This window comes from Microcystis sp. M169S2, assembly GCF_020245865.1.
Taxonomy (GTDB): domain Bacteria; phylum Cyanobacteriota; class Cyanobacteriia; order Cyanobacteriales; family Microcystaceae; genus Microcystis; species Microcystis ichthyoblabe_A.
In genome coordinates this window covers 48986-60071 of record NZ_JADBUB010000091.1, presented here as the reverse complement: position 1 = coordinate 60071, position 11086 = coordinate 48986, and the positions used below count along the sequence as shown (strand labels likewise).

At 44.1% G+C, this 11086-nt stretch carries 15 protein-coding genes and 1 pseudogene; 5 read left to right on the top strand and 11 right to left on the bottom strand.

Translation table 11 applies throughout. The features are described 5' to 3' along the window. Positions 1-282: 282 nt before the first annotated feature. From IM485_RS22980 to IM485_RS09365, 3 genes and pseudogenes are all read right to left on the bottom strand, one after another. Positions 283-589 (bottom strand): annotated as a pseudogene (locus IM485_RS22980) (hypothetical protein); the annotation flags it as partial. 115 nt (positions 590-704) lie between these two features. After that, positions 705-938 (bottom strand): PIN domain-containing protein, encoded by a 234-nt coding sequence (locus tag IM485_RS09370; protein ID WP_238142017.1) that lies wholly within the window; start codon positions 936-938, stop codon positions 705-707. Beyond that, positions 928-1152, bottom strand: a complete 225-nt coding sequence (locus IM485_RS09365) for a C2H2-type zinc finger protein (RefSeq protein WP_002737428.1) — start codon at positions 1150-1152, stop codon at positions 928-930. Before IM485_RS09365 ends, IM485_RS09370 begins: the two co-directional genes overlap by 11 nt. Positions 1153-1394: 242 nt before the next feature. Here IM485_RS09365 and IM485_RS09360 point away from each other — a divergent pair, with 242 nt between their 5' ends. Together IM485_RS09360 and IM485_RS09355 are read left to right on the top strand one after the other, a co-directional pair. Then, positions 1395-1622, top strand: coding sequence for a type II toxin-antitoxin system Phd/YefM family antitoxin (locus IM485_RS09360; protein ID WP_002763578.1), 228 nt, complete (start codon positions 1395-1397; stop codon positions 1620-1622). Between the two features lie 98 nt (positions 1623-1720). After that, positions 1721-2005 (top strand): type II toxin-antitoxin system VapC family toxin, encoded by a 285-nt coding sequence (locus tag IM485_RS09355; RefSeq protein ID WP_353846006.1) that lies wholly within the window; start codon positions 1721-1723, stop codon positions 2003-2005. Here the strand turns inward: IM485_RS09355 and IM485_RS09350 are convergent. Genes IM485_RS09350 through IM485_RS09340 form a run of 3 tightly spaced genes read right to left on the bottom strand, consistent with a single transcriptional unit; the run spans position 1973 to position 2823 of the window. Next, positions 1973-2095 (bottom strand): hypothetical protein, encoded by a 123-nt coding sequence (locus tag IM485_RS09350; RefSeq protein ID WP_287742613.1) that lies wholly within the window; start codon positions 2093-2095, stop codon positions 1973-1975. The genes IM485_RS09355 and IM485_RS09350 overlap by 33 nt on opposite strands. A 60-nt stretch (positions 2096-2155) precedes the next feature. Continuing rightward, a complete protein-coding gene (locus tag IM485_RS09345; protein WP_287662638.1) occupies positions 2156-2584 on the bottom strand; it encodes a putative toxin-antitoxin system toxin component, PIN family in 429 nt (142 codons plus the stop codon). Then, positions 2584-2823 carry a hypothetical protein gene (locus IM485_RS09340; RefSeq protein ID WP_002750644.1) on the bottom strand — a complete coding sequence of 80 codons (240 nt, stop codon included), beginning with the start codon at positions 2821-2823 and terminating at the stop codon, positions 2584-2586. Before IM485_RS09340 ends, IM485_RS09345 begins: the two co-directional genes overlap by 1 nt. Before the next feature lie 386 nt (positions 2824-3209). Here IM485_RS09340 and IM485_RS09335 point away from each other — a divergent pair, with 386 nt between their 5' ends. The 3 genes from IM485_RS09335 to IM485_RS09325 are packed head-to-tail and all read left to right on the top strand — an operon-like array spanning position 3210 to position 4982. Further along, complete coding sequence (locus IM485_RS09335) at positions 3210-4001, top strand: TIGR04255 family protein (RefSeq protein WP_106909646.1); 792 nt, start codon at positions 3210-3212, stop codon at positions 3999-4001. Next, entirely contained in the window at positions 3985-4362 is a 378-nt protein-coding gene (locus IM485_RS09330) for a hypothetical protein (protein WP_287742607.1), read from the top strand. Before IM485_RS09335 ends, IM485_RS09330 begins: the two co-directional genes overlap by 17 nt. A 20-nt stretch (positions 4363-4382) precedes the next feature. Next, the gene (locus IM485_RS09325; protein WP_287742604.1) at positions 4383-4982 is read left to right on the top strand and encodes a hypothetical protein; all 600 of its coding nucleotides are present in this window, start codon (positions 4383-4385) and stop codon (positions 4980-4982) included. Positions 4983-5048: 66 nt separating this feature from the next. On the opposite strand, the gene gltB is transcribed toward IM485_RS09325, so the two are convergent. From gltB to IM485_RS09300, 5 genes are all read right to left on the bottom strand, one after another. Next, the gene (gene gltB, locus IM485_RS09320) at positions 5049-9623 is read right to left on the bottom strand and encodes a glutamate synthase large subunit (RefSeq protein ID WP_287742601.1); all 4575 of its coding nucleotides are present in this window, start codon (positions 9621-9623) and stop codon (positions 5049-5051) included. A 209-nt stretch (positions 9624-9832) separates the two neighbouring features. Continuing rightward, complete coding sequence (locus IM485_RS09315; protein WP_104396871.1) at positions 9833-10180, bottom strand: DUF5615 family PIN-like protein; 348 nt, start codon at positions 10178-10180, stop codon at positions 9833-9835. After that, positions 10177-10458, bottom strand: a complete 282-nt coding sequence (locus tag IM485_RS09310) for a DUF433 domain-containing protein (RefSeq protein WP_061430510.1) — start codon at positions 10456-10458, stop codon at positions 10177-10179. Before IM485_RS09310 ends, IM485_RS09315 begins: the two co-directional genes overlap by 4 nt. Before the next feature lie 79 nt (positions 10459-10537). Continuing rightward, entirely contained in the window at positions 10538-10711 is a 174-nt protein-coding gene (locus tag IM485_RS09305; protein ID WP_287742595.1) for a hypothetical protein, read from the bottom strand. Between the two features lie 47 nt (positions 10712-10758). After that, the gene (locus IM485_RS09300; RefSeq protein ID WP_190381225.1) at positions 10759-11058 is read right to left on the bottom strand and encodes a nucleotidyltransferase family protein; all 300 of its coding nucleotides are present in this window, start codon (positions 11056-11058) and stop codon (positions 10759-10761) included. Between the last annotated feature and the right edge of the window lie 28 nt (positions 11059-11086).

Below are 11086 nucleotides of genomic sequence, written 5' to 3'. Positions count from 1 at the left end.
TAATAATAATTCCTAGTAAGCTCGCTCCTATCCCTAATTCTTTCGTTAGCTTTTTGCCTAGAATCGCTAGATCTATTTCTAGCGAGAGAAGCCAGAAGCCTTTGTTGGCAAGTTTTCTAGCTCGCTTGTCCCCCTGTCAGAGGTAATTGACCGCCTGAAAATGGGTAAAACCCCACACCCCACACCCCACACCCTGCCCCCACCAACAAACTTTTTCAGCAAACCCTAATTAATCAGTTTAACACGAGTCTCTAGCCGGCTCGTGGGCGAGGAGACTGATCGCTAACGGGAAAAGTCATGATGTAGAAATTCTTGAATCGTTAAAATTGGGATTTCTCGAAATGGATTTAAAGCTAATAGATCAGAATCACCGCTTACAATACAGGTAGCTTGACCATCGATCGCTAGTTCTAAATACTGATTATAGCGTTTCTGATTCAGAAGAGGTACATTTCCGATCCTGAACAGCTTAATCGGCAAAGGTTTAAGTGTGCCGCACAAATGCGAGAACCGCTATATTTTTCTCATCTCTGCAAACCTTGATTTTCTCTCGAATCACGACAATTTCCGCAGTTCTTTCTATCGCCGTGGCTCTTCCGTACTTAGTGTGATAAGCTGAGATTATCACTTCTGGAATCGTTGCAGAGCAAGAATTCCAGAAATACATTTTCGAGGAATCTGTCAGAAATGCCAGGGTTTTCACCCTAAGTATGAAAGAGCCTCGCCGTTATAAATAGCCGCCTTTTTGCTGAGGAGGCATATCTATCGAATTTGGGACGATTGAAAACAGTGATCAATTCTAACAAAGTAGATTCGGACATTAAAAGCTTGCCGATATTTTGGGCTTTGTCTAATGCCTGACGAGCTTTGCAGTTTTTCGACAGAAGCGCGCTTACTAAAACGTTGGTATCGAGAATAAAAGAATATTCAAGGCTCATTTAGTAAAGATTCTAAAATTTCGGGGGTTAATCCTCTAGCTTCCGCCTCATCACTAATTTCGTCCATTAGTTTTCTCAAGAAATCGATATCGCTGTTAACTGGCTTTCTAATTAGCAAATCGACAAGAACCCGGACGCGTTCTTGTTCCTCCGGGGATGCGGATTGATAGACTTCTGCCGCTTCGGGACTGACTTCGATCAAAATTTTGCTCATATTATTAAGGCTCATTCTTGCTATGCTTTGGGGAGTTGTTTGAATAAGTCGATAACTTGTTCGTTGCTTAAGGTTAAGTTCGGCATAGGTCAATTCTAGACACCAGCATGATTAATCAGTTTAACACCAGTCCTTAATGGAGAAGGTTTTCGGTTCGCCTACACCTTCCGGGCTTCGATCGGTTAGAATCGAGAAATTATCGGCCTAGAAAGTCCTTTCATCTTCGCGCTTGCCGTAAAATTATGATTGTCTCTCTCCAAGAAGCTCAAGCCAAACTGCCCGAACTGATATACAATCTCAAACCGGGGGAAGAATTGTTGATTACCGATAATAATCTCCCACTAGCCAAATTAATCGGGCAAACCCCCACATCTCCCCAACGTCCGGGGCCTGGCCTATGTAAAGGAATGATTACCATCGTGGCCGATGATGAAGAACACTTACAAGACTTCGCGGAGTATCTGCATTGAAATGTCTAATCGATACCCATACTCTGCTTTGGTACACACTCAACGAATCCCCACTAAGTAGCGCCGCCCATCAACTAATTATTAACTAAAATAACGAAATATTAATCAGCCCAGCATCCTATTGGGAAATCGCCATCAAAATCAGTATCGGTAAACTCATTTTACATCAATCTTACAAAGATTTTATCGACGTATGCCTTAATCAATATCAATTTAATATCCTTGCCATCACACCAGAACATACGGATGCGCTGATCACCCTTCCTTTTTATCATAAAGACCCCTTTGATCGCCTTCTGGTAGCTCAAGCCATTGTTGAAAATATTCCGATTATTAGTGTAGATACTATTTTAGATCGGTACGGTATTCAACGTATTTGGTAGGGCGATCGTTTTTCCCAACCTATCGAAAAATTCGACACTATAACCCCTTTCTAATCCCTCGATTTGATGTTTTTCTACCAATGTCCCCACGTCTCCTGCGGATAATCTTGCTTCGCGAATATCTTTTAATAAAATCCCATTGAGTAAAGTTCATAATTCATGGTTATTATTTCGATCTAAAAAGTCCAAAAAGTCTTTTGCTTTCACGATCTGAATATTTTGATATTCAACCAGTGAAAGAAGATGTTTGTCTCCCGTGATAATATGGGTAGCCTTGCCAGCGATTGCACATTCTATGATCATATCGTCATCGGGATCATTGGGAACGGCTCTAAGTGTTCCACCTATAGAAACAATGCTAGAAGCATCACAAATTTCCTCAATGTATTTTCTAACTCGTTCTTCAGGAAATTTGATTTTTAGTAGAAGTTTTTCGGATAATTCGCCTAAAATCTCTGGACAAGTGACCGATCGAATCAGTTTGCTTTGGGCTAGGGAAAAACAACTATTCGGGCTACCGCCTTTAGAAAGCGCAGCAGATATGAGAATATTTGTGTCGAAGACAACAGTATAAATCACTACTTCTCATGAACGATTTCATCGATAAATTCTTCTCTTTCGTCTTCCGTCATGGTATCCCAATCGTAGCCGCGTTCTGCTGCGACGATTTTTGCCTGTTGGCTTCCGTAATCGGTTATAGCTTCCATATTTCCCCACTGACGCTGGATGAGGAATCTAAATAGTTCCTGTTGCTGTGCTTCGGGGAGTTGTTTGACTAATTCGATTACTTGTTCGTTGCTTAAGGTTAAGTTTGGCATAGGTCGCTTCTAGACACCAGCATGATTAATCAGTTTAACACGAGTCCTTAGCGGGGTGGGGAAACGGAGGGAATTTTCGGCCATGGTGACAACAGTAATCGTTTTTCCCAACCTATCGGAAAACTCGACACTATCATCCCTTTTGAGTTTTTATAGCACAAGTCGTCTTTTCAATTTTTATTCGACTTTTTTAATATATTTTAAATATTGATTTTTAAATATTCAGACAATTAGATGTAAAAAATTATTTGGGTTTATTTGTGTAAAGATAGATATAATACAGGCGAAACCGCTGCCATTTTATTAAAATATTACTAAATATTGTCAATCGTTGTCGTTTTATGGTATAATTGCCATGCAAGCATTACATAGATTAGCATGAGTCAATGAAACTACCAGAGTTTGATCGTGTCATTTACGAGTACAATCCATTATTCGAGGTGGTTTGTCAATTGACCTTTCCACCTATATTAAAAATATCTCATCAAGAACCTGTTGAATTTCAAGATGAGATCAGATTTCAATATCCACTTGTTGAACGTACTCAACCACAGATACCTCCTGAAATTGCCAAGGTCGTTCAACAATTTAATTTGCCGCTACCTAACAATAGTGCCTATATTTTTAAATCAGAAGATCAAAAATGGAAGTTAGCTGTTGATAAAGATTTGATTGCGCTCACGACATCTGCATACGAAAGATACGAATATTTCAGGGAAAAACTGGAGTTCGCAGTTACAATTTTTGAAAGAATATATAAACCATCTTTTTACACAAGAGTTGGATTGAGATATCGAAATTTAATTGTACGTTCCGAACTACAATTAGAGAGTAAAAAGTGGTCAGAGCTAATCACAAGAAGAATTGCTTCAGAACTTTACGATTCTGATTTTTCTGCATCTATTCAATCGATAAACAAGAGTTTGGTTTTGAAAGTAGATAATGGACAGGTGAATTTTAATCATGGATTAGTATATGTTGAAAATACTAAAGCAAATGATGAAGAGGAAGCCTATCTATTAGATGCAGATTTTTACACAGAAAGAAAAATAGCGAGGGATGAAAATGTCTGGAACATACTCGATAGCTTCAACAAATCCGCCAGAAAGCTCTTCCGGTGCAGTATTAGCGAAACTCTCCACGACGCATTACGACCGACCAATGTCGATCCGTCCTAACAAAAGTCAAACCTCAACTGGTGATTTTCTAGTACATTTGTTAATTGATAGAAAAGCTGGTAGAACGATAACTGGAAACTATCCTAGTTTCGATCTCACGATGTCTGACTCTTCCTTATCTTTAACAACTCATTGGAGAGAATTTCCTCAAGACAAATTAATTGCACTTATTAAATGTCTGTTAATATTACAGTCTCTTCCTGAAGATGCGTTAGATGAATCGGTAACACAACTGGAAGACATTGCGAGTTTTTATTCTAATCTTAGTCCTGAGAAAATTGTACCTGTAATTCCAGCCAGTAGTATTAGAGGTAAATTGAGAGCGATACAGCCTGTACCACCTATTGTTTTAGAACCTTAATTTATTTGTACGGGTATTTTATGGCAGAACGTATCATTTATAAAAAAGCTAGTGGAGAAACAGCGTTGAGGCAGGGAGAAATACTCACCAATGTCATTCAGTATAAACCGATTGCGAGCGAAATATCTTTAAATTCTCCAGATTTTTCTTTCGATGTGCTACCACATCCTTTTGTCATCGTCGTTTCTCAAGATTGCGATTTAGATTGGGATTACAAAGCTAGGCAACCTGGTAGTTATCAATCGCATAAGTTACTAAATTCCATAATTTTTTGTCGGGTTTCCACGGCACAAGAAACAAGAACTATAGATGCAAAAAGTGGCATGAACTCAAAGGAATGGAAATTGATTGAAGATCACCGTCATGAAAGATATTATTTTTTTGAGACAATTCCTAAGGACTGTGATTTACAGGCTGAAGGTTTACCAGAGTTAACCGCCGATTTTAAGATAGTCTTTGGCTTAGACTCTGAAACAATTTATCGTCAGATAGAACTGGGAATAGCGAAACGAAGAACGATATTAAGTAGTCCTTATCTAGAACATTTTTCTAAAAGATTTTATAATTTTCATGGCAGAATTGCTTTACCTTTTCAATACCAAAGCGAAAAGGAAGGTTGAATACTAACAATTTATCAGAATAACCACAGGAATAAACAAGGGGGCTTATTCAGCCCCCATTAAACTCTAACTACCGCCAATCCTTGCCACATCGCGGGCGTTGGCTTCAAAAGCCGCATCGAGGGCAGAATCGCCGGTTAAACCGGAATCTAACGCCTCTTTAATACACTGCAACATCCGCTTATAATCCTTGGGCATTACTTTAACAAACTTGGGCAACATTTCCGACCAATTTGCTAAAACTAGGGACGCTTTTTGACTTTGGGTGTAATCAGCATGGCGTTGAATTAACTCGCGTAAATCGTTGATTTCTTCCCCTTCTAGCGCCTCTAAAGCCACCATTTGGGTATTGCAACGAGTGGCGAAATCCCCCGACTCATCGAGGACGTAGGCGACACCACCACTCATCCCGGCGGCGAAATTGCGACCGGTGGGCCCTAAAACAACGACTTTACCCCCCGTCATATACTCGCAGGCGTGGTCGCCAACAGCCTCAACCACCGTAGTCACCCCAGAGTTACGCACCCCAAAACGTTCCCCAGCAACCCCAGAAATATACACCTCACCACTGGTTGCACCGTATAAAGCCACATTACCGATGATAATATTCTCCTCGGCCACAAAAGTGGAACCTTTGGGCGGATAAACGATGATTTTGCCACCGCTTAAACCCTTACCCACATAATCATTGGCATCCCCTTCTAACTCCAGTGTCACCCCTTTGGGAACAAAAGCACCGAAACTCTGCCCCGCGCTGCCCTGAAAATGGAGATGTACGGTATCTTCGGGTAAACCCTCCCAGTGACGTTTAGTGATTTCGTTGCCTAAAATCGTCCCCACCACGCGGTTAATATTTTTAATCGGTAGTGTCGCCTTGACTTTTTCGCCTTTTTCAATGGCATCCTTGCATAAATCCAGTAAAACGGTTATATCCAAGCACTTATCTAAACCGTGGTCCTGGGGAATCTGGCAATAGCGTCCTACCTCTGCATCTACCTCCGGTTGATAGAGAATCGGAGTTAGGTCAATTCCTTTCGCTTTCCAATGTTCTACAGCCTGTTTCGGCTCTAATACATCAGTTCGCCCCACCATTTCATTTAAGGTGCGGAATCCCAATTCGGCCATAATTTCCCGCACTTCCTGGGCGATAAATTTCATGAAATTCACCGTATATTCAGGATCCCCGATGAAATTCTTCCGTAATAACGGATCCTGGGTCGCTACCCCCGCCGGACAGGTATTAAGATGACAAACCCGCATCATAATACAGCCTAACGTCACCAGTGGCGCGGTCGAAAAACCGAATTCTTCGGCCCCCAATAGCGTCGCTACCACCACATCGCGGCCGGTTTTCATCTGGCCATCGGTTTCCACCGCAATGCGACTGCGAAGATTATTTAACACCAATGTTTGATGGGTTTCTGCTAGTCCCAACTCCCAGGGTAAACCCGCGTGTTTAATCGAGGTTTGGGGTGAGGCACCGGTCCCACCATCGAAACCAGAGATTAAAACCACGTCGGCGTGAGCTTTAGCGACTCCGGCGGCGATTGTGCCAACTCCCACCTCAGAAACCAGTTTTACGCTCACTCTGGCCGCGCGATTGGCATTTTTTAGGTCATGAATCAACTCCGCGAGGTCTTCAATGGAGTAGATGTCGTGGTGGGGTGGGGGAGAGATTAAACCGACTCCGGGGGTGGAGTGACGGACTTTGGCAATCCAAGGATAGACTTTTTTACCCGGTAATTGACCGCCTTCGCCCGGTTTTGCCCCCTGGGCCATCTTTATCTGCAATTCTCGCGCTTGGGAGAGGTAAAGACTGGTGACACCAAAACGGCCGGAAGCCACCTGTTTAATGGCACTATTTTTCGAGTCTCCCCGTTCATTTGTCCAAGTGTAGCGCTCGGAATCTTCGCCCCCTTCCCCGGTGTTCGACTTGCCACCGATACGATTCATGGCAATAGCGAGGGATTCGTGGGCCTCTTTGGAAATGGAACCGTAACTCATGGCCCCGGTTTTAAAGCGTTTCATAATCGCTTCAATCGGTTCCACTTCTTCGATGGGGATACTTTCCCGGTTTTTAAAGGTTAATAGTCCCCGCAGGGTGAAGAATTTTTGATTCTGTTGGTTGACCAGTTGGGAATATTTCTTAAAGAGGTCGTATTTGCCCAATTTTACCGCTTGTTGCAGGGTATGAATGGTTTCTGGGCTAAAAAGATGGGCTTCCCCGTCCTTACGCCATTGATATTCACCGCCAATATCGAGGGTATGCACATTAACATCCCGGTCGGGGAAAGCGTGGCCGTGTCTGAGTAGGGATTCTCGGGCAATAATTTCTAAATCGGCCCCTTCAATGCGGGAAGCTGTCCAAGTAAAATAGCGATCGACTACCGATCGATTTAAGCCAATAGCCTCGAATATTTGCGCCCCACGGTAGCTTTGCAGGGTGGAAATGCCAATTTTAGAGGCCACTTTAATTACGCCCTTGGTGGCGGCTTTTATGTAGTTTTTACAGGCGGTCTGGTGGTCAACTCCTACCAATAAACCTTCCTCGATCATACTGCCGAGGGTGGCAAAGGCTAGATAGGGATTAATCGCACCGCAACCATAACCGAGTAAAAGGGCGTAGTGATGCACTTCCCGGGGTTCGCCAGATTCCAGGACAAGGCCGACTCTGGTGCGGGTTCCCTGCCGGATGAGGTGATGGTGTAAACCGGCAACCGCCAGCAGTGAGGGAATCGGGGCGTGATTTTTATCGATACCTCGATCGCTTAAAATAATAATGCTCGCGCCCGCTAAAATTGCCTCGTCCACCTCTTGACAAATTGCCTCAATTGTGCTACGCATCCCCTCAACTCCCGAAGTGGGATCGAAGAGAATGGGAATAGTCACGGTTTTAAATTCGCTATTGCCCTGTAAACGCGCTAATTGGGCGTTAGTGAGGATGGGAGAGTTAAGTTTAATCAGGTGACAGCTTTCCGGCTGCGGATCCAAAAGATTTCTCTCCGCACCGATAGTGGTGATGGGAGAGGTGATAATTTCTTCGCGAATTGAGTCAATCGGGGGGTTAGTGACTTGGGCGAATAACTGCTGAAAGTAATCATAAAGCAGTTTTGGGCGATCGGACAAGACGGCTAGGGGTGTATCGGAACCCATGGAACCCACTGCTTCCACTCCATCCCGGCCCATGGGGGCTAATAAAAGACGTAATTCTTCAAAAGTGTAACCGAAAGCGGTTTGCTGTTGAATTAGGGAAACAGCAGTTTCCGGCGGGGCAGTTTCAACGGCCGGTAAATCGTCTAAATTGACTAAATTTTGGTTTAACCACTGGCGATAGGGATGAGCTTTGGCAATAGCTTCTTTTATCTCCTCATCGGCCACGATACGACCTTCTTTCATATCCACAAGGAACATCCGGCCGGGTTGCAGACGACCTTTAAAAGCGACGCGTTCCGGTTCAATGGGTAAAACTCCCGCTTCCGATGCCATAATTACTAGGTCATCTTTGGTGACATAGTAACGGGAAGGACGTAAACCATTGCGGTCTAACACTGCTCCCATCATCGTACCATCGGTAAAAGCGATCGAGGCCGGACCATCCCAGGGTTCCATCAAACAGGAATGGTATTCATAAAAAGCTTTTTTCTCGTCACTCATCGATTCGTGGGCCGCCCAGGGTTCAGGAATCATCATCATGACAGCGTGAGGAAGAGAACGCCCCGATAAAACCATTAATTCTAGGGCATTATCAAAAATTAAGGAGTCACTACCTTCGATATTAATGACCGGCTGGATTTTTTTGATGTCTTCCCCGAATAAGGGTGAGGCAAACATCGACTGACGGGCGTGCATCCAGTTAATATTACCTCGCAGGGTATTAATTTCGCCATTGTGGGCAATATAACGGTAAGGGTGGGCGCGTTCCCAACTGGGGAAGGTATTGGTACTAAAACGGGAATGGACTAATCCTAAAGCGCTTTGAAAGTCGGGGTCGTGTAAATCGGGAAAATAGTCACCCACCTGTACCGGCATTAATTGCCCTTTATAGACAATGGTACGACTAGAAATACTGCAAGGATACCAGTAACGATTAAAAGATTGACGACTGAGGTGGGAACGTTTGCGAATAACGTATAATTTGCGTTCAAAGGCCAGATCATCGCTTAAATTGGCATCGCGTTCGATGAAAACCTGTTCGATAAAGGGTTCGGTAGATTTGGCCGAATTGCCTAAACTGGAGTTATCCGTGGGAACATCACGCCAACCGAGAACTTTTAACCCCTCTTCGGCGGCGATTTTCTCGAATTCCTGCCGACCTTTCCCGCGAATTTCGGCATCAGGGGCCGTGTAAAGCATTCCTACCCCGTATTGTCCCGCTGCCGGTAAGGTAAAACCTAGATTACTCGTCACTTTCCGGAAAAATAGGTCGGGGATTTGGCACAAAATACCCGCCCCATCTCCCGTATTTTTTTCCGCACCGCACGCGCCACGGTGATCGAGGTTTAGTAGAATTGTTAAGGCCTGTTCAACAATATCGTGGGACTTTTTCCCCGTTTTATGAACGATAAAACCGACACCACAAGCATCATGTTCAAATTGGGGATCGTATAGTCCTTGTTTCCGTGGAGTTTGATTGTTATTCATCTTGTCTAATAGCCTAGCAGTCTGGAAGGGAATGGCCTAGAGGGTGAGCCAGAGTAGCGATTCTAGGTATATCAATTTTGTATCCAGACTGGACCTTCGGTCTTATATCTTAAGGAAATGTTTCGATGTGACAAGGGTTCCTTTATGCCGAATCCAACTTCCGACCATTCTAGAACCTAAAAATGGGTCACGGCGATTTTTCTTGGCGATTAAATATATCGAACTTGGTTTCGCATTTCGTCCGCAGTCACTCGATCAAGAATAATCAGTAAACGGTTCGCCATCTCTCGCGGAGGGCGACGGACAGCGAAAATCACCCCGTAATGGGTTCGATTGGCATCGAAGTAATCGCGAACCAGTTCTTCAAAATCGGTTCGGTTGTGAGTGACTAAGGTTCTCCCCTGACTCACCGCGTGAGCGAGTTGTGCTTTATCTGTGGCGTTAAGTTGTCCCGCATCCCTCGCAGTAATCGCGTCAAACCCCCTCGCTCTCAACAACTCGGCGATTAAAACGTTAACATCTTCATCTAGATAGAGACGGATAAAGAGATTATTCACGAATTTTTTAGCAGCGGATCGATTAAGTCGTCGGGAATGTGGTTACGCTCGATATAAGCGTTAATTTCCTCTAGATGGTCGCTGTAATAGGTCAACGCACTGAAGACCTGACTTAACGTCAGATGGGGCATTCCTAGGGGGATTTCTTCGGGAGCGACCCCCAGACGCCAAGTTTCGACGATGGCGCGGACGGGTGTACGCGTTCCTTTGATAATTGGTTCCCCGTGTAAAATCTCGTCGTCTCGAACGATATAGAGATATTCGGTCGCTTGAACCATCGCGGTTTTCTGGAGTGGATATCGTTTAGTTTATCGTATCGATCGAACCCCCGACTATTCCCCATAAATATCGGTTCGGTTACTTCAGCCACCCGATCTCACTTGCGGCGATTCTTTCTGCTCTTTCTCGCCATTTTTTTGAATTTTCTGTAATTACCTCGCACATCGATCGGGCTTTTTCCGCCGCATCCCGCGCCATTTCCAGAATTTCCTCTAGTTCCCGTTCATTTAGTCCTGTTTCTTTTTCTTCCATCACCGTAAACCCTGCAAGCGATTTTTAACTCGAATAGAAGCGATCGATCACACATAGATGGCCTCTCGATCGATCCGTGCCTTGAGGTAAGGATTCAGAGAATCCCGATAGCGGATCACGTCCACTTCCCGTCCGAATAGGTTCTCTAGTTCGGCTTTCAGTCTGACTCTTTTAAGCAGATCGGGGGGCATATATACCACTATATCTATATCGCTCGTCGGTCGGGTTTCCTCTCTGGCTACCGAGCCGAAAATGCCGATTCGATCGATCGCGTATCGTTCCTCCAGTTCGGGTTTCAGGGTTCGTAAATGTTCCAATATCTCGTTGGCGGTGATTTTATCTACCATCTAATTTACTCCCTTTAGTTAATCGTGC